Raw genomic sequence first — 22,555 nt, 5'->3', positions numbered from 1 at the left:
TGATAAACCTGCTGTATCGAGCCTTGGCGTAGTCCAGCGAATTACGGTACTGGAGTCATCGTGAAACAAAAAAGCAGCCCGAAGGCTGCTGCAGGGGGCTGGGCCGATTCGTACTCAGCGGTAGTAGGCTTCCACCGTGCCCTTGAGTTTGATCAGCAGGGGACGGCCCTTGCGGTCCAGGGTCTTGCCGGCCGGCACCTTCACCCAGCCTTCGCTCACACAGTATTCCTCCACATCGTTGCGGTCCTTGCCGTTGAAGCGGATGCCGATGTCGTGCTCGAACACGGCCGCCACGAAGAACTTGCTGCTGGGGTCGATCGACAGGTGATCGGGCAATTCTGGGCGGGCGATAGCGTCAGTCATAAAAAATTTCCAGGTCTGCGGGCACAGGGCCCCAATTCACGAATGCGGCGATTGTCGTGCATTTGGCAATGCCCTGGCACTCACACCAGGCGCCCGGCCTCGATGGTCAGGGTGCGCTCGCACTGCGCGGCAATCTCGCGGTCGTGGGTGACCAGCACCAGGGTCGTGCCCAGCTCGCGGTTCAGCGACAGCATCAGCGCCATCACCGCTGCCCCGGTGGCGAAGTCCAGGCTGCCCGTGGGCTCATCCGCGAGCAGCACGGCCGGCTGCACCACAAAGGCACGCGCCAGGGCCACACGCTGCTGCTCCCCGCCGGACAGCAGCTTGGGGTAGTGCCCCAGGCGCTGGCCCAGCCCCACGCGCTGCAACATCTCGCTGGCCTGCTGGCGCGCGCTGCGCACGCCGGCCAGCTCCAGCGGCAGCATCACGTTTTCCAGTGCCGTCAGGTTCGGCAGCAGCTGGAAGCTCTGGAACACAAAACCCATCTTCTGTCCACGCAAGGCCGCGCGCGCATCCTCGTCCAGTGCAAAAATGTCCTGCCCCTGCAGGCGCACCGTGCCCTGCGTGGGGGTGTCCAGCCCGGCCAGCATCGACAGCAAGGTGCTCTTGCCCGAGCCCGATGCCCCCACGATGGCTGCGGTCTGTCGGGGCTGCAGGCTGAAATGGATATCCCGCAAAATCTCCAGCGCACCGGTGGAGTCGCTCACGGTTTTATGCAGGTGCTCGACTTCGATCACCGGGGCAGACATCAATTCAGCAGACATGAAAGGCCTTATCGCTAGCATGCAAGACGCACAAACAAAGAAACACCGCCGCCACTTTATCGCGTCCTCGCTGGCCCTGGGCCTATCCACCCTGGCCGGCGGCGTGCAGGCGCAGGCGCGCCCTGCCAAGCATGTGCTGGTGGTCGGGGATTCGCTGAGCGCCGAATACGGCCTGGCGCGCGGCACGGGCTGGGTGGCCCTGCTGGCGCAGCGCCTGGCGCAGCACCCGCAGCCGGTGCAGGTCACCAATGCCAGCGTCAGTGGCGACACCACCTCGGGCGGGCGCGCGCGGCTGCCGGGCCTGCTGAGCCAGCACCGGCCCAGCGTGGTCATCATCGAGCTGGGGGGCAACGATGCGTTGCGCGGCCTGCCGCTGTCCGGCACGCGCGACAACCTGCGCTGGATGACCCAGGCGGCGCAGGAGGCCGGCGCCAAGGTGCTGCTGCTGGGCATGCAGATGCCACCCAACTACGGCCGGCAATACGCCCAGGATTTTGAACAGCTGTTTGCCAGCGTGGCGCAGGAGCGCAAGGCCGCGCTGCTGCCCTTCTTCCTGCAGGGCGTGGCCGATGGCAAGGACCCGCTGGCCCTGTTCCAGGCCGACCGCATCCACCCCAACGCCCAGGCCCAGCCGCTCATGCTGGAGAACGTGTGGCCGGTGCTGCGCCCTCTGCTGTGACTGGCTGCGATCCCACGCAAGCCCGATAGGCGTGCCAGCTGGCGCAGCCCAGCCACGGCCCCACCACCACCAGCGGCCAATGCCAGGGCACCAGCAAGGCGGCCGCCACCAGCAGCACGATCAGCAGCCCCCACAGCACCAGCACCCCGGTCTGCGTGGTCACCACGCGCAAGCTGGTGATGGCGGCGGTCATGGCATCGGTGCCGCGGTCCAGCATCATCGGCAGCGAGACGACAGTGCTGCCAAACACCAGGGCCGCAAACACGCCACCGACGGCGGTGTAGACCGCGATGAATTCCCAGTTGTCGACGCTGAACAGGGCCTGGACCACGCCGGTGGTGGACGGCATGCCAGTGTTGAAGAACACGGCAAACACCACCAGCGACGCGCGGCCCCACAGCAGCTCCAGCACGATGAGCACCAGCACCAGCATGCCCATGCTGGCCAGTTGCTTGTCCCAGCAGGTGATGGACTGACCCAGGTCCGGGGCCAGCCCCTGCTCCAGGCGGCGGCTGGTGTCGTACAGCCCCATGGCCAGAAACGGCCCCAGCAGCAGGCAGCCGCTGGCCAGCGACATGGTGTATTCCGGGCTGGCCCGAAACACCCAGGCCAGCGCCAGCGCCATCAGCCAGAAACAGCTGCCGTAGAACAGGGCCACGCCCCAGGCGCGGCGGATGTCACACCAGCCGGCGGCCAGCCAGCGCAAGGGTTCTTGCCACCCGACGCTGCGAATGACGATGGGCGCGCCCTCGCTGGCGGCGACCACATGCACGGGGGAATCCGGTGTTGCCATGGCTGTCCTCCTGTGGGAGACAGGAAAACATAGCCACCCGCAGGCGTCAATCTGCGGAAAACACCCGATAAAAAAAAGAGCGGCTGGCGCGCCTCCAACAAAGGCTTCAGAGATATTTCACCCTGAAAACCAATGTATACAAGCGCCAGCAGCTCTTGTTTTTCAGGCGACCTCAGCCCTGCCAGGGCGTGCCGAAAGCCAGTTGCCACGCCTGGGCCAGGTCTTGCAGCAGGTCCTGCGTATCTTCCAGCCCAACGCAAAAGCGCACCACGGAGCCGGCCTGCAGGCTGCCGCGGCCGCAGCTGCGCATGCTGTCAATGTCATAGGGCACGACCAGGCTCATGGGCCCGCCCCAGCTGTAGCCCAGGCGGAACAGCTGCAGGCTGTCGCAGAACTTGTCGATGGCGGCACGGTCGTAGCGCGGGTCAATCACCACGCTGAACAGGCCCGCAGCCGCGCCCTGGCCCTGGTTGGCGCCGCCGCACAATTGCTGCCAGTGGGCATGGCCAGGCGCGCCGGCGAATGCCGGGTGCAGCAGTTGCACCACAGCACTCTGGCGCTGCAGCGCCGCCGCCAGGGTGCGGGCCGACAGATCGTGCGCGCGGTAACGCAGGGCCACGCTGGACAGCGAGCGCAGCACCAGCTCCGCATCGTTGGCGCCGATGCCAATGCCCAGGCGCATGTGCGTCAGCTTGATGCGCATGTGCAGGGCCGCGTCCGCCGTGATGATGCTGCCCATCAGCACGTCGCCACCGCCACTGGGGTACTTGGTCAGCGCATGCGCGGACACATCCACCCCCAGGCTGCCGCCATCGGCCAGCAGGTCGAACGGCTGGAAGGCCAGTCCCGCACCCCAGGTGTTGTCCAGCACCGTGGTCACACCGCGCGCGCGGCAGGCCTGGACCTGGGCGATCAGGTCGGGAAACTCCATGCTCACGCTGCCCGGGGCTTCCAGCCACACCAGCGTGGTCGCCGGCGTGATCTTGGCCTGCAGGTCGGCCAGATCCATGGGGTTGTAGAGCACCGGGCGGATGCCCCAGCGGGTCAGCTCGTGGTCGGCGAAATCCTTGTTCGGGCCGTAGGCGTTGTCGGGAATCAGCACCTCATCGCCCGCTGACAGCAGACCCAGGGCCACGGTGCTGATGGCGCTCAGCCCGCTGGGCACCAGCAGGCACTGCTGGCCGCCTTCCAGGCTGCACAGGCGCTCTTCCAGCTGGTAGGTCGTGGGCGTGCCATGCAGGCCATAGGTGTAGCCGCTCTTGTCCAACCAGCGGCGCGTGCGCATGTCCTGCACGTTGTCGAACAGGACGGTGGAAGCCTTGTGCACCGCCGGCTGCGGCGCGGAGAAAGCGGCGGGGGCCTGGTACACGTGGTGTACCAGCTCGGTCGTGATGTGGCGTGCTTGCTTCATGCCCACATGTTAAGCCGCCCACCGCGCACGCCGGCCAAGAAAAAGCCGCCCGAAGGCGGCCTTCTTGGAAACCGTGCGCCGGATTACTTCACGGTCAGCAGGTTGTTGACGGAGGACACGCCCTCCACGGCCTTGGCCAGTTGCTCGGCACGGTCCTTGCCTGCCTGGGTGGGGGCTTCGCCGTGCAGGGTGACCACGCTGCCCTTGGTGTCCACATTGATCTTCAGCGCGCTCAGGTCGGCATCGCCCACCAGTGCGGCCTTGACCTTGGCGGTAATGCTGGCCTCGCTGGCCACGGCCAAGGCGTCGCTGGCCACATCCTTAGTGGCATCGGCGGCCTGCTGCGCGGCCTCCTTGGTGGCCTCTACGGCGTTTTCCATTTTCTGACCGGCTGCCTCGGCGGCGCGGTCTGCCTCCATCTTGGCCTTTTCAGCAGCTTGCTCGGTACGCTCAATGGTGTTGTCCAGCTTCTGGCCGGCGGTTTCTTCCTTGGGACCGCATGCGGCCAGGCCCAGGGCCAGGGCCGAGACAGCCAGCACTTGAACAACGCGCTTGTGAGATATCGACATGTGTGAAAGCTCCTCATCAATCTTCATATAGGCAAAGCCACGGCCTCAACACCGTGACGACGTGGGGTGAATCCTAGGGGCAACCCGAATCCCGCCCGGTCGGAGAGGGCCGAAGCGTCCGTAGGACAAGCGCGAACATCCAAGACGCCCTGCAATCCCTCCACAATAGCGGCTTATGCAATTGAAACAGTGGTTCCCCTTCCTGGCCTGGCCCCGCCCCACCTGGGCGCTGGCCCGCGGCGAAATGCTGGCAGGGGTCACAGTCGGCCTGATGCTGCTGCCCCAGGGCGTGGCCTATGCCGCGCTCGCGGGCATGCCGCTGGTCACCGGCATCTACGCGGCCCTGCTGCCTTCGCTGGTGGCCGTGCTGTGGAGCAATTCCCCCCGCCTGGGCGTCGGCCCCACAGCCCTGACCAGCCTGCTGATCGGTGCATCGCTTGCCGGCATGGCCGAACCCGGCAGCGCCCACTGGGTCACCCTGGCCTGCTGGATGGCCATTATGGCCGGTGCCGTGCAGTGGCTGCTGGGCGCGCTGCGCAGCGGCTGGCTGGTCAACCTGGTCACCTCGCCGGTGCTGAACGGCTTCACCCAGGCGGCGGGCATTCTGATCCTGCTGTCGCAGCTGCCCGACCTGCTGGGGCTGCGCAGCACCTGGAGCGCCTGGTTCCACAACCCCGACCTGCACCACTTCGACGGCTGGGCCGCCGGCTTCGGCCTGGGCGGGCTGGGCCTGCTGCTGCTGCTCAAGAAACTGGCCCCGCGCTGGCCCGCGGCCGTGCTCGTGGTGGCCTTGTGCGGCATGCTCAGCGCCGCCCTGGGCTATGCCGAACGCGACGGCAACATCGTCGGCCACCTGCCGGCGGGCCTGCCCGGGCTGAGCTGGCCGGCCGCCATCGGCTGGGACGAGGTCTCGCGCCTGCTGCTGCCCGTGATCATGGTCAGCCTAGTGAGCTTTCTGGAGGTGGCGTCCAGTGCCCAGCTGGAGCACCGCCAGGCCGGCACGCGCTGGAATGAAAACCAGGACCTGATCGCCCAGGGCATGTCCAAAGTGGTGTCTGGCCTGAGCGGCAGCTTTGCCATCAGTGCCTCGTTTTCCCGCTCGGCCGTCACGCTGCACGTGGGCGCCAAGACCGGCTGGACCAGCGTGTTCGCGATCGGCATGGTGCTGGTGACGGTACTGTGGCTCACGCCCTGGCTGTACCACATCCCCCAGGCGGCCCTGGCAGCGGTGGTGGTCTCGGCCGTCATCAACCTGATCCAGCCGCGCAGCCTGCAGGCGCTGTTTCGCATCTCGGCGGTGGAAGGCAGCATCGCCCTGACGACCTTCGTGCTGACACTGGCCACCGCGCCGCGCCTGTACTGGGGCGTGCTCACGGGTGTGCTGCTGAGCCTATGCCACTTCCTGTACCACCGCCTGCACCCGCGGATCGTCGAGATCGGCGAACACGCGGATGGCAGCCTGCGCTCGCGGGCCATCTGGAACCTGCCCCCCATCACCCCGCACGTGCTGGCCGTGCGCCTGGATGCCGAGTGGGACTTCGCCTCCTCCGCCGCGCTGGAACGCCATCTGGCCCAGGCACTGCAGGAGCATCCGGACCTGCAGGCCCTGTACCTGGACGCCCAGCCCATCAACCGGATCGATGTCACCGGCGTGGAGAGCTTTCTGCGCTTGCGCCAAAGCCTGCAAAAGCGCGGGATTGACCTGCATATCGGCGGATTGAAATTGCCGGTGCAAGCGATACTGGACAAAGCAGGATGCCTGACCCCCGGCACCGGCCTGCACCTGCACCGTACCAATACACAAGCACTGGCTTTTTTGCGCAACGCTTATTGAGGTAAATGGCAGGAAGCCCGCACCCAGTCTGCATGGACTGCTACACTTGAACGAATTAACCACGCTGGATCGTTTTTTGTGACTGGTACTGCCACAACTCTCCCCATCACGCTGCATCAGCTCCGTCTGGACGGAGCGCTTGCACTGCTGGGTAAAGAAGAAAGTGCAGGCCTGCCTCCAGCGGACCACGATCCCTCCGGCCACTTGCAAGCCATCATCGATGAGCTGTGCGACCTCTCCCTGCGCGACCCGCTGACCGGCTGCGCCAACCGCCGCCAGTTCGACACCATCCTGGACCGTGAACTGGACCGTGTGGCACGCTCCGGTGACGTGGCCCTGCTGCTGATGATCGACGTGGACCATTTCAAGCGCGTCAACGACCTGCACGGCCACAACGTCGGCGACCTGGTGCTGCAAGTGGTGGCCCAGGCCCTGAATAGCTGTGTGCGCCCCATGGACACGCTGGCCCGCTATGGCGGCGAGGAATTCGCCATCGTCCTGCCGGCCTGCCAGCCCGCCTATGGCCAGAATGTGGCCGAACGCGTGCGCAAGGCGGTCGAAGCGTTGCGCGTGCCGATCGCGCCGGGCCAGGAGTTGACCGTCACCGTCAGCATCGGCGGTGCCTACGCCCTGCAATGGATACGCAGCACGCGCAAGCTGTGGATCGAGCGCGCGGACCAGCAGTTGTACCAAGCCAAGAGCCATGGCCGCAACCGGATTGAAATCGAACAACAACCTGACAGCACCGTGACTGCAGAAGAAAAAAAACTGCTTTTTGTCCCCGATTTGACTGGCGATACCAGCTGGCCCGGGGATTGGTCCGATGTATTCGCCGCCCCCCTGGGCTCGACAGATGGCGTCAACTGAAAGCATTGAGATGAGCGACGTGCTGTCCCCCCTCCACCCCACCAAGGCCACCATCCCTGGCGGCGAACTGCGCACCATCCGCACCTCGAACGCGCACATCATTGCCGTCACCAGTGGCAAAGGCGGGGTGGGCAAGACCTTTGTCTCCGCCAACCTGGCCGCCGCGCTGACCCGCCTGGGACTGCGCGTGCTGGTACTGGACGCCGACCTGGGCCTGGCCAACTTGGACGTGGTGCTAAACCTCTACCCCAAGGTGACGCTGCACGATGTGTTCACCGGCAAGGCCTCGCTGCAAGACGCGGTGGTCACAGCCCCCGGCGGCTTCCATGCGCTCTTGGCCGGCTCGGGCATGGTCGAATACTCGCGCCTGACACCCGAGGTGCGCAATCAGTTGATCCATGTGATCGACACCCTGGCCCCCAACTACGACGTGGTGCTGCTGGACACGGGCGCCGGCATCTCCGACGTGGTGCTGTTCTCGGTCTCGCTGGCCAAGGAAGTGCTGATCGTGGCCACGCCGGAGCCCACCTCGCTGACCGATGCCTATGCGGCCATCAAGGTGCTGGCCACCCAGCAAAAGCGCCAGAATATGCGCCTGGTGATCAACCAGGCCATCCGCCCTGGCGATGGCCGCGCCATCACCGGCCAGCTGCAACAGGTGCTGAACCGCTTTGTCAACACCGAGTCGGGCCTGCCCATGCGCCTGATCCACATGGGCGACATCCCTGCCGACAAGGCCGTGCGCGATGCCGTGATGCGCCGCCAACTGTTGCTGCAGGCCACCCCGGGCTGTGCGGCCTCGCTTGCGGTGGCCCAACTGGCCAGCCGCATCAAGTCCATGCTGCCTGCGCCGCAGCCCGAGTGATTGCTGCGCGATGCCCATCAAAAAAGAGCTGCGTTATGCAGCTCTTTTTGATGGTTAGATGACGGTGGCGGCCAAGCCACCACCGATCACGCTCAAACGCGCAGGCGCTTGGCGTCCAGGCTCCAGCGGCCTGCCCCGAAGGCGGCAAAGGCCAGCAAACCGCCCGAGATGGCGATGTTCTTGTTGAACATCAGTTGCTGCATCATGGCCTGGTCCGCCGGCAGCGACCAATAGGCATGGAAGAAGAAGCTGGCCACCAAGGTGAAGAACGCCAGCAGCACAGCAGCAGGGCGCGTCATGAAGCCGACCAGCAGCATCAGCCCGCCCACCAGCTCGATCAGCAGCCCCACCGCCACCCCAACCTCGGGCAGGGGCAGACCCACGGATGTCGCATAGCCGACAGCGCCGGAAAAGCCGGCAATCTTGCCAAAACCGGCGGGCACAAACAGCCATGCCAGCAGAATGCGGCCCATCAAGGCCAGAGTGTCTTGAAGAGAGTTGTTCATATCTATTGCTTTCTATGGGCAGTGTCCTTGGGGGAATCCATCAACAAACCAGGCACTCAGGGTGCCAAATCAAACACCAGTAACTCGGCAGCCTGCTGGCTCTCCATGCGCAGGCTGCGCTCATTTTCTGCAAGCAGCGCATCGCCGCTTGTCAGCTTTTGTCCCGCAATCTCGATGTGGCCCTGGACCACCAAGACATAGGCCTTGCGTCCCTGGGGCAACACGTGCTCCAGCTGTACCGTCTGCCCGGGCTGCGGTCGCACGAGGCTGGCGTAGATGCTGGCATCGGCATTCAGGTGGACGGAGCCTTGCTGGCCGTCGGGAGACGCCACCAGGCGCAGGACATTGGTCTTCTCAGCATCGCTGAAGCGTTTTTGCTCATAGCCAGGCTCAAGCGCCTGGCGGCTGGGCAGCAGCCAGATCTGCAGAAAATGGGTGGTGCGGCCGGCCGCGTGGTTGTGTTCGCTGTGGACCACGCCGGTGCCGGCCGTCATGCGCTGGACTTCGCCCGGCGCAATCGTCTGGACGTTGCCCATGCTGTCCTTGTGCGACAGCTCGCCCTCCATGACATAGCTGACGATTTCCATGTCGTGGTGGGGGTGGGCGCCAAAGCCGGTGCCGGCTGCGATGCGGTCTTCATTGATGACGCGCAGGTTGCCCCAGCCCATGTGGGCCGGGTCGTAGTAGCCGGCGAACGAAAAGCTGTGGAACGACTTGAGCCAGCCGTGGTCGGCGTAGCCACGTTCGTGGGATTTGCGGATTTGAATCATGGGGTGCTCCTTGCATCTGCAGGTCGTGACCTGCCATGTCCAGAACTGTAAGGGCGCCAGTTCCAGCGTTGATCGCCACCGTTTGATGGCATCATTCAAACTCTTTGAATGAGCGTTCCACCGCATGCCCAGCCCTCGTGATGTTTTAACGCCAGACAGCCTGGCCATGTTGCAGGCCATTGCCGACACTGGCAGTTTTGCCGCTGCGGCGCGACAGTTGCACCTGGTGCCCAGTGCGCTGACCTATCGCGTGCGCCAGATGGAAGAAGCGCTGGATGTGCTGCTGTTCGACCGCAGCACCCGCCAGGCCCAGGCCACCGAGGCGGGCCAGGCCCTGCTGACCGAGGGCATCCGCTTGCTGCAGGACATCGACGCCGTGGCGCACCGCGTGCGCCGCGTTGCCACCGGATGGGAGCCGGAACTCACCCTGGTCGCCGATGGCGTGATCTCCCAGGCCACCTTGTTCGACCTGGTCGAGGCCTTCTATGCCCTGAAGTCCCCCACCCGGATCAAGCTGGGCATGGGCACGCTGACGGGACCGGTCGAGCTGCTGAGCACCGGCCGGGCCGACTTGGCCCTGGGTGTGGGCAGCAACAACACCAGCGTGCCCGGGCTGCAGCTGGAGGACCTGGGCGACATCACCTTTGTCTTTGCCGTGGCGCCGTTCCACCCCCTGGCGCAGGTGGAGCAGCCCATCACCGACGAACTGCTGCTGGAGCACCGCCTGATCGTCGTCGCCGACTCGGCCCAGCGCGAGCGCACCTCCATCGGCCTGCTGGGCGGCCAGGACACGTTCACGGTCGACACCGTCCAGGCCAAGATCGACGCCCAGGTGCGTGGCCTGGGCTGCGGCTTCCTGCCCGAAAGCATGGCCCGCCCCTATGTGGAAGCCGGACTGCTGGTCACCAAGCCCGTCACCCGCCCCACACGCCAGCTGCGCATGCGCTATGCCTGGAAAAAACCCAGCAGTGGCGGACTGGGCAAGGCGTTGCACTGGTGGCTGACCCAGCTGCAAAGCCCGGTGACCCAGAAAGCCCTGCTCAACGACCACCGCCTGTCGCCCACGGCCGTGGCCGGCCCGGTACAGGCCTGACCCCATGCCCCGCACCGCGTACCGCGGGCGCTTTGCGCCCTCGCCCACCGGGCCGCTGCATGCGGGTTCCCTGGTGGCTGCCCTGGCCAGCTGGTTGGATGCGCGCGCCCACCACGGCACCTGGCTGGTGCGCATCGAGGACATCGACCCCCCGCGCTGCCCCCCGGGGCGGACCAGACCATCTTGCAGCAGCTGGCCCAGTGCCACCTGCTGCCGGATGAAGCCCCCACCTGGCAATCGCAGCGCCACAGCCATTACGCCCAGGCCCTGGCCCAGTTGCAGCAGGCGGGCCTGGCCTATGCCTGCGGCTGCACCCGCAAGGACATCGAGGCCGCGTGGCAGCACCTGGGACTGTCCCACCAGCGGCATGTGGAACGCCCCTACCCCGGCACCTGCCGCCAGGGGCTGCACGGCAAGCCGGTGCGCAGCTGGCGCTTTGCCCTTGACGCCTATGTATCCAATTGGCCTGCAGCGCAGACAGGGCAAGCGCTGAGTGCTCCTTTTTCCATAATTGACGGTTGCCTGCACTGGCACGACCGCCGCCTGGGCCCGCAGCAGCAATGCCCCGGCCAGGTGGCCGGCGACTTTGTGCTGCAGCGCGCCGATGGCCTGTATGCCTACCAGTTGGCCGTGGTGGTGGACGATGCCCTGCAAGGCATCACCCACGTCGTGCGCGGCGAGGACCTGGCCGACAACACACCCCGCCAGCTGTTGCTGCAGCACGCCTTGGGTCTGCAGCATCCGCAGTACCTGCACACCCCCCTGGTGCGCATGCCCGATGGCGAAAAACTCTCCAAACAGCATGGCGCCCCGGCGGTGGAGCTGCACCAGCCGCTGCAGGCCTTGAATGCCGCAGCCCAGGTGCTGCAACTGCCCGCGGCAAACCCCGAAACCACGGTGGCCGATGCGCTGGCGCAGTGGGTTGAAATCTGGCGCTCCACTTACAATGCGCAGCGTGACTGAGCAACAAAACACCCCCCAGGCTGCCCCGGACGCAGCCGCCCCCCAAGCACACGCCGCAGGCCAGGCCCCGGCGGATGTGGCATTTCCCAAAACCATTCGCAGCTATGTGCGCCGCACCGGCCGTGTGACCACCGGCCAGGCCAAGGCGTTCGAGGACCTGGGCCCCCAGTTCCTGCTGAGCTACGCGAACGCACCGCTCGACGCCCAGGCCGCATTCGGCCGCCCCGGTAAGCTGATCCTGGAGATCGGTTTCGGCATGGGCGAGGCCACCGCGCACATTGCCCGCGTACGCCCCGACGACAACTTCCTGTGCTGCGAAGTGCACGAGCCCGGCGTCGGCGCCCTGCTCAAGCGCATTGGCGAGCACGACATCACCAACATCCGCATCCTGCAGCACGATGCCGTGGAGGTGATCGACCACATGCTGCCCGAAGGCAGCATTGACGGCGTGCACATCTTCTTCCCCGACCCCTGGCACAAGAAAAAGCACAACAAGCGCCGCCTGATCCAGTCGCCGCTGGTCGCCAAGCTGGCCACCCGTCTGAAACCCGGTGGCTACATCCACTGCGCCACCGACTGGGAACCCTATGCCGTGCAGATGCTGGAAGTGCTCAGCGCCGAACCGCAGCTGGCCAACACCGCGCAGGGCTATGCCGCCAAGCCAGATTACCGCCCGTTAACAAAATTTGAAAATCGGGGGCTGCGTTTAGGCCACGGAGTCTGGGACTTAGTCTTCACCAAGTGTTAAGCTGCGCGCTTCCTGGTTGTCACCACCGCGCCGAACTTCATGCACCTTCTGCAAAACTTGGTTCAAATGACCGGCCAACGCGATCATTTGCGCTTGGAGTTGTCCGTACTCTCCACGTTCTTGCAGTTACCGCACATCACGAATGTTCGGGCACTGGAGCTGCTCAAGCTCGGTGACCAATACTGGGTGCGCCCCCGCACCTGGTACGAAGCCGGCCAACTGGTGGCGGCCGAGCAGGACTTTGCCAACGATGCCCAGCGCATTCCGCTGCAGGCCCTGCCCCACCTGAAGGCCTGCATTGCCCACAAGGCGCAACAGGCCCAGCACTCCGACGCGCACCAGCACACCATCTGGTTGCCCGTCTGGATGCACGAACAAGTGCATGTGTGCATTGAGATCACCCAGTCCGAGCCCTTCAACACCCACAACCTGGACGTGATCACCGGGGTGTTCAACGTCTACCAGAACTACCAAAGCCTGCTGGACTACAGCGAACGCGATGCGCTGACGGATCTGCTGAACCGCAAGACCTTCGACGAGCACCTGCTGCGCTTTGCCAGCGCCGTCAGCATGCAGACCGAGATCCAGCCGTGGCTGGCCGTGATCGACATCGATCACTTCAAGCTGGTCAACGACCGCTTTGGTCATCTGTTCGGTGATGAGGTGCTGATCTTGGTGGCCAACCTGCTGCGCTCGGCCTTCGGCCCGCGCCACCGCATCTTCCGCTTTGGTGGCGAAGAATTCGTGGTGCTGATGCCCCCGATGGCCAAGGAATCCGCGCAGGCCTCGCTCGAAGCCTTCCGGGCCATGGTGGCGCGGCATGATTTTCCGCAGGTCGGGCAGGTCACCGTCAGTGTCGGCTTTGCCGGCGCCAAACTCTGCTCGCCCGTGGAAATCCTGGGGCAGGCAGACCAGGCCCTGTACTACGCCAAGGAACATGGCCGCAACCGCGTCTGCCACTTCGAGAGCCTGCAGGATCAAGGCCTGCTGGGTGGCTCCCAGGTGTCACACGCGGACGTCGAGCTGTTCTGAGCCCCTTAACCGCACCTGCGCCAAGGGATGGGCTGGGCCGAAGCACCGCACTGCCGTGACTCACACCGTGGCATCCGCACACACGCGGTCCCGCCCCAGGTCCTTGGCCCGATAAAGCATGTGGTCGGTACGCTCCAGCAGGCTCTCCATCGAATCCCCCGACTGGTATTCGGCCACGCCGAAGCTGCAGGTCAGCCACAGGCTCAAGCCGTTGCACGCCCAAGGCGTAGCGCGCATGTCCTCGGCCAGCCGCTGGGCCACGGCCTGGGCGTGTGACAGATCAGTTTCGGGCATGAAGATCACGAACTCTTCGCCACCGAAACGCACCATCCAGTCCAGGTTGGCCCGCAGGCATGCCTGCAAGCGCGATGCCACGGCCTTGAGCACAGCGTCCCCCACGGCATGGCCGTGCTGGTCGTTGATGCGCTTGAAATGGTCAATGTCCGCAAAAATGATCGCAAACGGGCGCCCATAGCGCACGCAACGCTCCATCTCCAGCGGCAGGCGCTGCTCCATGGCGCGGCGGTTGAAGGTCCCAGTCAACGCATCCAGCTGGGACAGGCGCTTGACTTCATCCACCAGGGCGCTCAGCTCCGCCGTGCGCTCCTTGACCATGCCATCCAGGTCCTTGATGTGGCGATCCAGGGCTTGTTGCAGGTGCTCGAAACCTTTCATCACCATATCGATCTCGTCGGCGCGGGCCCGTTCCGGGCGCCGGACTTCCAGCGGTTGGTTCAACGTCTCGGGCCTGAGATTGCGCGCAAAGTCCGCGATCTGGCGCAGCGGCAGACCCAGGTCGCGGCGCATGACCCAGGCCACCATCAGGCACATCAGCACCGTGAAGATCAGATAGCCGGGAATCACGCGCTTTTGGGACTCCCACAACAGATTGCGGTAATAGGTGCGATCGGCCCAGACCTCGATCGTGCCCAAGGGCTGCTGCAGCGCGTGGGGGGCGTAAATCACCGTCTGGTAGGACGGCACATCCTGAGCCACCCCGGCACGCCCGGATGTCAGGATTTCGCCGGTCGACCGGATGTACACCCGGACCAGCCCCACCGCCTCCAGCTCCGTCAGACGACGGATCTGGAAGCTCAGCACATCGCGATCAATGTCCCAGATGGCATGCGCCATCGCCTGACTGCTGGTCTCCACCATCAAGGCCATGGTCTGGAAGAACAGCTTTTCCTGCTGCTGGCGCTCCAGCCACAGCTGCAGCCCCCCCGTCCCGATCAGGCAGACCAGTGCCAGCGCGATGATGCGCTGCAACATCAAAGTGGCAATCGAGCGGAACTCCCCGGCTTCACGGTACATACATTCACACGCTGCTAACGCAGCAGCTGGTCCAAGTCAAAGTCGTAACGTCGCAAAGCAGGATGGTGGTATTTGCTGAACGGCTTGAAGTCCAGGGGGTGCTGTCCTGTGCCAAAGCTTTTCTCAAATCGCAGGCTGCTGGATGTACCAAAGAGTTTAAACATCGGATACACCAGCTCCAGGCCTTCGGAGCTGAAGTCCACCCCGTGGTGGTAATCAAACAGCAGCACCAAGGCCCAGGCCCCCGCCAGAAAGTGCCCGCCCGCCAGGGCGCTCAATTCCTGCTGGCGCAAGGCCTCAAAGGCTTGTGCCGATGTATTGATCCCACTGAACAGCGCGTCCTTGCCGGGTTTGCCGCCCTGGATCTGCCAGGCCTGCATGGCGCCCAAGGCCATTTCATCATTGCCACTCCAGACCAAGCGCGCTTCCGGATAACGGCGGAACAACTCCTGCGCCTGCAAGCGCGCCTTGTCGCGCCGCCACTCGCCATAGACCTCCTGCAGCAGCACGGTATCCGGCGCTTCCAGCACAGCCCGGTGCAGGCCCTGGTTGCGCGCGATGGAGGAGGCGGTGGAGCGATCCCCGGCAATCGCCAGCAGGTGGAATTTTCCATCCGCGGCCTTGAGCACGGGGCGCTTGCGCGCGGCCTCGATCAGGGCCTTGGCCGTCAGATAACCGGCGTCCTGGGCTCGGGGCTCCAGGCTGCCAAGCCAGAATGGGTAACGCCCCCTGGGCACCCCGACCTGGTCACGCAGCTCCGGCTGGATGGCACTGTAGGCCAGGAAAGCCTGGATGCTGGAGCCTTCCAGGGCACGCAACACCGCCGGTGCCACACTGTAGTCGTTGGAGAAGACCACGTACTGCGGACGTTGTGCAGGCGGCAGCTGCGCCAAACGCTGGGCAATCGCAATCGGCTCCAGCCGATCCCGCTCGGCATAGATAACGCGCAATTGCATGCCCAGACTTTGGGCCGCCCTGTGCATGGCGTCGGAAGCAGAGGCCCAGAAGGTTTCAGTGGCTTTACCGGGATTGATGAACACCACCGACTGCGCAGTGGCCGGCATGCAGATGGCGGCCCATGCGGCAGCCACGCACAAGCCCACCGACTTGGCGTGACGCAACAAACAGCAGGCCACCGTAAGCGCTGAAGTCAGCCGCTTGCATACAGACATGGATACAGATTAAGCGTAAAAGCTTTTAAAAAATCAATAGACCAAGCAATCCAATAGGAATAAGCGAAGCACTACCCTTCCCTTTCCCGGATGGCAGGCAAAAAAAAGCCAGGGAGCGGAAGCCCTGGCTGTCGAACGGCTGGGCCGTTTGCGTCTTAGATGCGCTCGGTCACCCAGGCTTGCACGGAGGCCAGCGCAGCGGGCACCGCCGCGGCATCGGTGCCGCCGGCCATGGCCATGTCGGGCTTGCCGCCCCCCTTGCCACCCACTTGCTGGGCCACAAAGTTCACCAGTTCGCCGGCCTTGACCTTGGCGGTCTCGGCCTTGGTCACGCCCGCCGCCAATTGCACCTTGTCGCCGTCCACGGCCGCCAGCACGATCACGGCCGCGCCCAGCTTGTCCTTGAGCTTGTCCATGGTGTCGCGCAGGGTCTTGGCATCGGCACCTTCCAGCTTGGCGGCCAGCACCTTCACACCCTTGACGTTTGCCGCCTGGGTCAGCAGCTCATCGCCCTGGCTGGAGGCCAGCTTGCCCTTAAGGGCAGCGATTTCCTTTTCCAGGGCCTTGATCTGCTCCAGGGCGCCGCCGATGCGGTGGGTCAGCTCGGTCGCTGGTGCCTTGAAGGCCGCAGCGGCCTGGTCCACGGTGGATTCCAGCGATTGCAGATAGGCCAGCGCGTTCTCGCCGGTGATACCTTCGATACGGCGCACGCCAGCGGCCACGCCGGACTCGCCCACGACCTTGAACAGGCCGATGTCGCCGGTGCGGTGCACGTGGGTGCCGCCGCACAGTTCACGGCTGCTGCCGATGTCCAGCACACGCACGGATTCGCCGTACTTCTCGCCGAACAGCATCATGGCGCCGGTGGCCTTGGCCGCTTCGATGTCCATCACGCGAGCGTCGGTGGCGGTGTTGGCGAGGATTTCCGCGTTCACACGGCGCTCGATCTCACGGATTTCTTCCGCGGTCACGGGGGCGTTGTGGGTGAAGTCAAAGCGGGTGCGGTCGGCGTTGACCAGCGAGCCCTTTTGCTGCACATGCTCACCCAGCACCTCGCGCAAGGCCTTGTGCATGATGTGCGTGACCGAGTGGTTGCGCATGGTGGCCGCGCGCAGCTGGGTGTCGACCTCGGCCTGCACGCTATCGCCCACGTTCAGCGTGCCGGTGGTCAGCGTGCCGTGGTGACCGAACACGTCGGCCTTGATCTTGAGGGTGTCGGCCACGGTAAAGCGGGCCGAGCCTGCGCTGATCACACCCTGATCGCCGACCTGGCCGCCGGATTCGGCGTAGAAGGGTGTGGTGTCCAGAACCACGACGCCGCTTTGGCCGTTGTTCAGCGCTGAAACGGGCGTGCCATCGACGTACAGCGCTACGATCTTTGCAGATTCCACCAGACGGTCATAGCCGGTGAACGTGTTGGAGGCACCGGTGTACTCCAGCGCACGGTCCATCTTGAACTTGCCGGCCGCGCGGGCCTGGTTCTTCTGCTGCTCCATGGCCGCGTGGAAACCAGCCTCGTCCACCGTCACGCCACGCTCGCGCGCCACGTCGTTGGACAGGTCCAGCGGAAAGCCGTAGGTGTCATGCAGCTTGAAGGCGACATCGCCGGGCAGCACCTGGGCACCACCGGCCAGCGCGCTGTCCAGGATGTCCATGCCGTTGGCCAGGGTTTCGAAGAAACGCTCTTCTTCCACGCGCAGCACGTCGGTGATGCGGGCTTCCTGTTCGCGGATCTTGGGATAGGCATCACCCATCACGGCGACCAGGTCCTTGACCAGCTTGTGGAAGAACGGGGTCTTCTGGCCCAGCTTGTAACCGTGGCGGATGGCACGGCGCACGATGCGGCGCTGCACGTAGCCACGGCCTTCGTTGGAAGGGATCACGCCGTCGGCCACCAGGAAGGCGGTGGCGCGGATGTGGTCGGCAATCACCTTCAGCGAGGGGGTCGCCAGATCGGCGGTGTGGGTCTCGCGGCCGGCCGCGGCGATCAGCTTCTGGAACAGGTCAATCTCGTAGTTGCTGTGCACGTGCTGCAGAATGGCCGCCAGGCGCTCCAGGCCCATGCCGGTGTCCACGCAAGGTGCGGGCAGCGGCTTGACCGAGCCGTCTTCGGCCATGTCGAACTGCATGAACACGTTGTTCCAGATCTCGATGTAGCGATCGCCGTCTTCATCGGGCGAGCCTGGAGGGCCGCCGGGAATTTCCGGGCCGTGGTCGTAGAAGATTTCCGAGCAGGGGCCGCAGGGGCCGGTGTCGGCCATCATCCAGAAGTTGTCGGACTTGTAGCGGCCGCCCTTGTTGTCGCCGATGCGGATCACGCGCTCGGGGGGCAGGCCGATTTCCTTGGTCCAGATGTCATAGGCCTCGTCGTCTTCCGCGTAGACGGTGGCCAGCAGGCGCTCGGCCGGCAGCTTGTAGACCTCGGTCAGCAGCTCCCAGGCCCACTTCAGCGATTCGCGCTTGAAGTAGTCGCCGAACGACCAGTTGCCCAGCATTTCGAAGAAGGTGTGGTGGCGGGCCGTGTAGCCCACGTTCTCCAGGTCGTTGTGCTTGCCGCCGGCGCGCAGGCAGGTCTGCACGCTGGTCGCACGCGTGTAGGGGCGCTTGTCGGTCCCCAGGAACACGTCCTTGAACTGGACCATGCCCGAGTTGGTGAACATCAAGGTGGGGTCATTGCCGGGCACCAGCGGGCTGGATTCCACAATGGTGTGGCCCTTGGAGGCAAAGAAGTCCAGGAACGTCTTGCGGATGTCTGCAACGGAGAAAGTGGGAGTGCTCATGGATATGTGGTTTCGTTGTGCGCAAAGCTCGCGGCACGGGACAACCGGGGATTATAGGTTTGCAGGCCTGTACCACGGGCGCAGGCCTGCAATTGCGCCTCGCGCACCACGCGGGCAGGTTCAGGCTGCCGGCGCCGGGTCTGGCAACGGCCCCAGGCTGCGGCGCGTGCGGAACTGCCGCGCCGCGCCGGTGACCGGGTCCTGGAACGCCAGGGTCTGGGCCAGCAGCAGCAGCGGGCGCGAAAAGTCGCCTTCCGGCGCATCGTCCACCACCGGGTACAGGCCATCGCCCTTGAGCCCCAGGCCCAGGGCGGCCATGTGCACGCGCAGCTGGTGGCGCTTGCCGCTGACGGGGCTGAGCCGGTAGCGTGCCCATTGCCGGTTGTGCTCCAGCAGCTCCATGCGCGTCAGGCTGTTGGGCACGCCCGCCACCTCGTGCATGCGGATGAAGTTCTGGCTTTCGACCATGCGACTGGCGTGCTCGCGGGGAAAGTGCAGTTGCGGGTTCCAGGGCGCAATCGCCTCGTAGGTCTTGTGCACCGTGCGCTCGCGAAACAGGGCCTGGTAGGCCCCGCGGTCCTCACGCCGGATGGCGAACAGCACCAGCCCCGCCGTGTCCCGGTCGATGCGGTGCACGGGCGACAGGTCGGGCAGGCCCAGTTGCTTTTTCAGCCGCACCAGCAAGGTGTTCTGCAGGTAGCGCCCGCCGGGCACCACGGGCAGAAAGTGCGGCTTGTCGGCCACGACGATGTGCGCGTCCTGGTACAGCACCTCGGCCTCGAACGGGATATGGGGCTCGGTGTCCACCTCGCGGTAGTAGTACACGCGCAGGCCATGCAGCAGCGGGGTGTCCGGCTGCACCGGGCGGCCCAGTTCATCCACCACCTCGCCGCGCGCCATACGGGCCAGCCAGTCGTCCCCGGTCACAGCGGGCAGGCGCTGCACCAGATAGTCCAGGGTGCGGCACTGCCCGGTGCTGGGCAAGACCACGCAACTGGGCTTGACGCCGTCGCGGATGGGAAGGACTTGGGGATCGTGGGTGTTGTACATCGTGCAGCGCCGAACCGATGCGGTCGCAAAAATATCAATAAAAATGGCTTCCAGCGCACAACTGGCAAGCGCTGATAGCTCACTTTTTCAAAGTATCGCCCGCGTGCACGATCGCTGCAATCGCCTGGGCCGTGGCCCGCGCGGCACCGCGGTGGGCCTGGGCAAACTCCAGCGCCGCCTGGCGCGCACGGCGCAGCCCATCGGCATCGCGCGCCAGGGCGGTGGCCAGTTGCACGCCCTGCTCCATGTCAAGCACGCGAAACGCGGCCCCGGCCTCGCAGGCCTGCTGCGAAGCCTGGGCAAAGTTGAAGGTGTGCGGCCCCAGTACCATCGGACAGGCGCAGGCGGCCGCCTCGATCAGGTTCTGCCCGCCCAGGGGCTCGAAACTGCCACCCAGCAGCCCGACATCGGCGGCGGCGTAGTACAGCGGCATCTCGCCCACGCTGTCGCCCAGCCAGACATCCACATCCGCAGGCGGCAGGCCATCGCCCCAATCGCTGCGGCGGGCCACGCGCAGGCCGGCCCCCTGCAACAGGGCATACACCGCCTCAAAGCGCTGCGGATGGCGCGGCACGATCAGCCATTGGCATTGGCCCGCCACACCGTGGAATTTGCGGCCATCCCACTGGGCCACCCACTGGGCTTCCTCGCCCTCGCGGGCGCTGGCCAGCATCACCACCGGGCGTGGGCTGGCGGCGCGCCAGGCTTGGCCGCGGGCCAGCAGTTGCGCGTCAGGCTGGACATCGAACTTCAGATTGCCCAGCACGGCCTGCACCGGCGCGCCCAGGCTGCGCAGGCGCTCGGCGTCCTCCTGGGACTGCGCCCAGACGGCCCGCAAGGCGGCGTAGGTGGGGCCGAACAGCGCCGGCCAGCGCCGCGCACCGGCCAGGGACTTGGGGTTGAGCCGCGCATTTGCCAGCACCAGGGGGATGCCGGCCTGGTGGCAACCGGCCACCAGATTGGGCCAGATCTCGGTTTCCATCAACACGCCCACGGCGGGGCGAAACTGGCGCAAAAACCGCCGCACGGCCTGTGGGCTGTCCCAGGGCTGCCAGACCTGCAGGTCCCCGGGCTGCAGCAGCTTGCGCCCCTCGGCACGGCCGGTGGCCGTGCCATTGGTCAGCAACAGCCGCATGCCGGGCAGGGCCACGCGCAGCTCTGCGATCAACAGGGCGGCCGCCCGGGTCTCGCCCAGCGAGACGGCATGCACCCAGACCCAGTGTCCGGCGCCGTCACGGCCCAGGTCGGCCGGGGCGTAGCGACCAAAGCGCTCCTCCACGGACTCGCCGTAGCCGGGTTCGGCCTGCGCACGGCGGCGCAGCTTGCGCCGCAGCAGCGGTTGTGCGGCCCAGGCCAGGGCCGAATAGGCAGCCAAACTCCAGTTCATGCGCGGGGTCCCTATGCAGCCAGGGTCTGCGGTTCAGTGCGCCGCATGGCCCACCTGGGCGCCCGGCTTGACACGCTCCAGCAGCGCCAGCATCTGCGCCTCGATGCGCTGCAGCGCAGCCTCGGTCTGGCCTTCGAAGCGCAGCACCAGCACGGGTGTGGTGTTGCTGGCACGGATCAGGCCGAAGCCATCGGGCCAGTCCACGCGCAGGCCGTCGATGGTGCTGATCTGCGCCGGCGCAGTCAACACCGTGGGGGCCAGGGCCTGCAACTCGGCGGTCAGCGCATGGGGCTCGCCCTCGGCGCAGGCCACGTTCAGCTCGGGCGTGGAAAAACTGGTGGGCAGCGCATTCAGCACGGCACTGGGGTCGGCCTCGCGGCTCAGGATTTCCAGCAGGCGGCAGCCGGCATAGGTGCCGTCGTCGAAGCCGAACCAGCGCTCCTTGAAGAAGATGTGCCCGCTCATCTCGCCGCCCAGGGGCGAGTCGACCTCCTTCATGCGCGCCTTGACCAGCGAGTGGCCGGTCTTGTACATCTCGGGCACGCCGCCGGCTTCCCGGATGGCTGGCGCCAGGCGCTGCGTGCACTTCACGTCGAACAAAATGGTGCCGCCCGGCACACGCGACAGCACGTCCTTGGCAAACAACATCATCTGGCGGTCGGGGTAAATGGTCTGGCCATCCTTGGTGACGATGCCCAGGCGGTCGCCGTCGCCGTCAAAGGCCAGGCCCAGCTCGGCATCCGTCTCCTGCAGCGCACGCACCACGTCGCGCAGGTTCTCGGGCTTGCTGGGGTCGGGGTGGTGGTTGGGGAAGGTGCCATCCACCTCCGAGAACAGCTCCAGCACCTCGCAGCCCAGGGCGCGGAAGATGCCCGGCGCCGTGGCACCGGCCACGCCATTGCCGCAATCGACCACCACCTTGATCGGGCGACTGAGCTGCACGTCGCCCACGATGCGCGCCCTGTACGCTTCCAGCACATCGGCCTGGCGCACCTGGCCGCCACCGGGCAGCGACCAGTGCTCGGTCTCGATGGTCTGGCGCAGGGCCTGGATCTCGGGGCCATAGATGGCCCGACCGGCCAGCACCATCTTGAAACCGTTGTAATCCTTGGGGTTGTGGCTGCCAGTCACCATGATGCCGCTGGTGCACAAGGTGCTGGCCGCAAAGTACAGCATGGGCGTGGTGCACATGCCCACGTCCAGCACGTCGACCCCCGCCTCCACCAACCCGGCCATCAACGCCTGGCTGAGCGCCGGGCCGGACAGGCGACCATCGCGCCCCACGGCCACCACCCGCTCCCCCTCGGCCAGGGCAGCCTGGCCAAAGGCCCGCCCGACACTGCGCGCCACGTCCTCGTTCAGCGTGGAAGGCACGATGCCGCGAATGTCGTAGGCCTTGAAGATGGAAGCAGCAATCTGCACAGTGGTGTCCTCAGCGTTGGATCTGCAAAAAAACAAGGCACGTCCGTCGTGCCTGCAGCCACATTTTAGTGGCGCCGTCCACCCCGTCTGCACAAGCCCAGGCGAAAGCTTGATGCAGCACGAAAAACATGTTGTTACAAGGAAATCCCCGATTCCAACGGGCGGGGACCGCC

General features: G+C 65.6%; 20 protein-coding genes and 1 pseudogene. 8 read left to right on the top strand and 13 right to left on the bottom strand.

The genetic code is table 11. The features are described 5' to 3' along the window. Positions 1 to 114: 114 nt before the first annotated feature. A complete protein-coding gene (locus SJH88_RS03810) occupies positions 115 to 363 on the bottom strand; it encodes a DUF3297 family protein (protein WP_042416452.1) in 249 nt (82 codons plus the stop codon). A gap of 80 nt (positions 364 to 443) precedes the next feature. Further along, on the bottom strand, positions 444 to 1,127 hold the full coding sequence (locus SJH88_RS03805; protein WP_042416454.1) for an ABC transporter ATP-binding protein: 684 nt from the start codon (positions 1,125 to 1,127) through the stop codon (positions 444 to 446). Between the two features lie 19 nt (positions 1,128 to 1,146). Between SJH88_RS03805 and SJH88_RS03800 the strand changes: the two genes are divergently transcribed. After that, positions 1,147 to 1,806: an arylesterase gene (locus tag SJH88_RS03800; protein ID WP_274753651.1), complete on the top strand. Its 660-nt coding sequence runs from the start codon at positions 1,147 to 1,149 to the stop codon at positions 1,804 to 1,806. Here SJH88_RS03800 and SJH88_RS03795 read toward each other — a convergent pair. From SJH88_RS03795 to SJH88_RS03785, 3 genes are all read right to left on the bottom strand, one after another. Next, a complete protein-coding gene (locus SJH88_RS03795) occupies positions 1,763 to 2,599 on the bottom strand; it encodes a DUF2189 domain-containing protein (protein ID WP_274753650.1) in 837 nt (278 codons plus the stop codon). The genes SJH88_RS03800 and SJH88_RS03795 overlap by 44 nt on opposite strands. Positions 2,600 to 2,771: 172 nt before the next feature. Then, positions 2,772 to 4,010 carry a PLP-dependent transferase gene (locus tag SJH88_RS03790; protein ID WP_274753649.1) on the bottom strand — a complete coding sequence of 413 codons (1,239 nt, stop codon included), beginning with the start codon at positions 4,008 to 4,010 and terminating at the stop codon, positions 2,772 to 2,774. An 83-nt stretch (positions 4,011 to 4,093) separates the two neighbouring features. Then, a complete protein-coding gene (locus SJH88_RS03785; protein WP_274753648.1) occupies positions 4,094 to 4,579 on the bottom strand; it encodes a BON domain-containing protein in 486 nt (161 codons plus the stop codon). Positions 4,580 to 4,754: 175 nt separating this feature from the next. Between SJH88_RS03785 and SJH88_RS03780 the strand changes: the two genes are divergently transcribed. The 3 genes from SJH88_RS03780 (at position 4,755) to SJH88_RS03770 (ending at position 8,145) form a co-directional block, all read left to right on the top strand. Continuing rightward, the gene (locus SJH88_RS03780) at positions 4,755 to 6,413 is read left to right on the top strand and encodes a SulP family inorganic anion transporter (RefSeq protein ID WP_270147346.1); all 1,659 of its coding nucleotides are present in this window, start codon (positions 4,755 to 4,757) and stop codon (positions 6,411 to 6,413) included. A 78-nt stretch (positions 6,414 to 6,491) separates the two neighbouring features. Then, a complete protein-coding gene (locus SJH88_RS03775; RefSeq protein WP_270147348.1) occupies positions 6,492 to 7,280 on the top strand; it encodes a GGDEF domain-containing protein in 789 nt (262 codons plus the stop codon). A 10-nt stretch (positions 7,281 to 7,290) separates the two neighbouring features. Beyond that, positions 7,291 to 8,145, top strand: coding sequence for a MinD/ParA family protein (locus SJH88_RS03770; protein WP_274753647.1), 855 nt, complete (start codon positions 7,291 to 7,293; stop codon positions 8,143 to 8,145). Between the two features lie 92 nt (positions 8,146 to 8,237). Here the strand turns inward: SJH88_RS03770 and SJH88_RS03765 are convergent, their stop codons facing one another. Both SJH88_RS03765 and SJH88_RS03760 read right to left on the bottom strand, forming a co-directional pair. Then, the gene (locus tag SJH88_RS03765) at positions 8,238 to 8,651 is read right to left on the bottom strand and encodes a DoxX family protein (protein WP_274753646.1); all 414 of its coding nucleotides are present in this window, start codon (positions 8,649 to 8,651) and stop codon (positions 8,238 to 8,240) included. A gap of 56 nt (positions 8,652 to 8,707) precedes the next feature. After that, complete coding sequence (locus SJH88_RS03760; RefSeq protein ID WP_043741213.1) at positions 8,708 to 9,421, bottom strand: pirin family protein; 714 nt, start codon at positions 9,419 to 9,421, stop codon at positions 8,708 to 8,710. Between the two features lie 124 nt (positions 9,422 to 9,545). Between SJH88_RS03760 and SJH88_RS03755 the strand changes: the two genes are divergently transcribed. From SJH88_RS03755 to SJH88_RS03740, 4 genes and pseudogenes are all read left to right on the top strand, one after another. Beyond that, positions 9,546 to 10,514, top strand: coding sequence for a LysR family transcriptional regulator (locus tag SJH88_RS03755; RefSeq protein ID WP_210931200.1), 969 nt, complete (start codon positions 9,546 to 9,548; stop codon positions 10,512 to 10,514). A gap of 4 nt (positions 10,515 to 10,518) precedes the next feature. Further along, positions 10,519 to 11,477: pseudogene (gene gluQRS / locus SJH88_RS03750) on the top strand (tRNA glutamyl-Q(34) synthetase GluQRS). Beyond that, a complete protein-coding gene (gene trmB / locus SJH88_RS03745; RefSeq protein ID WP_043383511.1) occupies positions 11,461 to 12,225 on the top strand; it encodes a tRNA (guanosine(46)-N7)-methyltransferase TrmB in 765 nt (254 codons plus the stop codon). Before gluQRS ends, trmB begins: the two are co-directional and overlap by 17 nt. 39 nt (positions 12,226 to 12,264) lie before the next feature. Then, positions 12,265 to 13,257 carry a GGDEF domain-containing protein gene (locus SJH88_RS03740; RefSeq protein ID WP_274753645.1) on the top strand — a complete coding sequence of 331 codons (993 nt, stop codon included), beginning with the start codon at positions 12,265 to 12,267 and terminating at the stop codon, positions 13,255 to 13,257. A 60-nt stretch (positions 13,258 to 13,317) separates the two neighbouring features. Here the strand turns inward: SJH88_RS03740 and SJH88_RS03735 are convergent, their stop codons facing one another. The 6 genes from SJH88_RS03735 to SJH88_RS03710 all read right to left on the bottom strand — a co-directional run bounded on the left by SJH88_RS03735 (position 13,318) and on the right by SJH88_RS03710 (position 22,382). Next, positions 13,318 to 14,571, bottom strand: coding sequence for a GGDEF domain-containing protein (locus SJH88_RS03735; RefSeq protein WP_274753644.1), 1,254 nt, complete (start codon positions 14,569 to 14,571; stop codon positions 13,318 to 13,320). Between the two features lie 14 nt (positions 14,572 to 14,585). Further along, positions 14,586 to 15,611 (bottom strand): ABC transporter substrate-binding protein, encoded by a 1,026-nt coding sequence (locus SJH88_RS03730; protein ID WP_274753658.1) that lies wholly within the window; start codon positions 15,609 to 15,611, stop codon positions 14,586 to 14,588. 287 nt (positions 15,612 to 15,898) lie between these two features. After that, on the bottom strand, positions 15,899 to 18,523 hold the full coding sequence (alaS, locus tag SJH88_RS03725) for an alanine--tRNA ligase (protein WP_274753643.1): 2,625 nt from the start codon (positions 18,521 to 18,523) through the stop codon (positions 15,899 to 15,901). A gap of 120 nt (positions 18,524 to 18,643) precedes the next feature. Next, positions 18,644 to 19,573 carry a pseudouridine synthase gene (locus SJH88_RS03720; protein WP_274753642.1) on the bottom strand — a complete coding sequence of 310 codons (930 nt, stop codon included), beginning with the start codon at positions 19,571 to 19,573 and terminating at the stop codon, positions 18,644 to 18,646. Positions 19,574 to 19,652: 79 nt separating this feature from the next. After that, complete coding sequence (locus tag SJH88_RS03715; protein WP_274753641.1) at positions 19,653 to 20,960, bottom strand: 3-deoxy-D-manno-octulosonic acid transferase; 1,308 nt, start codon at positions 20,958 to 20,960, stop codon at positions 19,653 to 19,655. 33 nt (positions 20,961 to 20,993) lie between these two features. Continuing rightward, positions 20,994 to 22,382, bottom strand: a complete 1,389-nt coding sequence (locus SJH88_RS03710) for a phosphomannomutase/phosphoglucomutase (protein ID WP_274753640.1) — start codon at positions 22,380 to 22,382, stop codon at positions 20,994 to 20,996. Positions 22,383 to 22,555: the final 173 nt, after the last annotated feature.

It is taken from the genome of Comamonas sp. GCA5 (assembly GCF_036541385.1).
GTDB classification, from domain to species: domain Bacteria; phylum Pseudomonadota; class Gammaproteobacteria; order Burkholderiales; family Burkholderiaceae_C; genus Comamonas; species Comamonas aquatica.
This window is presented reverse-complemented; position numbering and strand designations above follow the sequence as displayed.

Coding starts and splice junctions, on each gene's coding strand:
- SJH88_RS03810 (WP_042416452.1), bottom strand. CDS start 363: ATGACTGACGCTATCGCCCGCCCAGAATTGCCCGATCACCTGTCGATC.
- SJH88_RS03805 (WP_042416454.1), bottom strand. CDS start 1,127: ATGTCTGCTGAATTGATGTCTGCCCCGGTGATCGAAGTCGAGCACCTG.
- SJH88_RS03800 (WP_274753651.1), top strand. CDS start 1,147: ATGCAAGACGCACAAACAAAGAAACACCGCCGCCACTTTATCGCGTCC.
- SJH88_RS03795 (WP_274753650.1), bottom strand. CDS start 2,599: ATGGCAACACCGGATTCCCCCGTGCATGTGGTCGCCGCCAGCGAGGGC.
- SJH88_RS03790 (WP_274753649.1), bottom strand. CDS start 4,010: ATGAAGCAAGCACGCCACATCACGACCGAGCTGGTACACCACGTGTAC.
- SJH88_RS03785 (WP_274753648.1), bottom strand. CDS start 4,579: ATGTCGATATCTCACAAGCGCGTTGTTCAAGTGCTGGCTGTCTCGGCC.
- SJH88_RS03780 (WP_270147346.1), top strand. CDS start 4,755: ATGCAATTGAAACAGTGGTTCCCCTTCCTGGCCTGGCCCCGCCCCACC.
- SJH88_RS03770 (WP_274753647.1), top strand. CDS start 7,291: ATGAGCGACGTGCTGTCCCCCCTCCACCCCACCAAGGCCACCATCCCT.
- SJH88_RS03765 (WP_274753646.1), bottom strand. CDS start 8,651: ATGAACAACTCTCTTCAAGACACTCTGGCCTTGATGGGCCGCATTCTG.
- SJH88_RS03760 (WP_043741213.1), bottom strand. CDS start 9,421: ATGATTCAAATCCGCAAATCCCACGAACGTGGCTACGCCGACCACGGC.
- SJH88_RS03755 (WP_210931200.1), top strand. CDS start 9,546: ATGCCCAGCCCTCGTGATGTTTTAACGCCAGACAGCCTGGCCATGTTG.
- trmB (WP_043383511.1), top strand. CDS start 11,461: ATGCGCAGCGTGACTGAGCAACAAAACACCCCCCAGGCTGCCCCGGAC.
- SJH88_RS03740 (WP_274753645.1), top strand. CDS start 12,265: ATGCACCTTCTGCAAAACTTGGTTCAAATGACCGGCCAACGCGATCAT.
- SJH88_RS03735 (WP_274753644.1), bottom strand. CDS start 14,571: ATGTACCGTGAAGCCGGGGAGTTCCGCTCGATTGCCACTTTGATGTTG.
- alaS (WP_274753643.1), bottom strand. CDS start 18,523: ATGAGCACTCCCACTTTCTCCGTTGCAGACATCCGCAAGACGTTCCTG.
- SJH88_RS03720 (WP_274753642.1), bottom strand. CDS start 19,573: ATGTACAACACCCACGATCCCCAAGTCCTTCCCATCCGCGACGGCGTC.
- SJH88_RS03715 (WP_274753641.1), bottom strand. CDS start 20,960: ATGAACTGGAGTTTGGCTGCCTATTCGGCCCTGGCCTGGGCCGCACAA.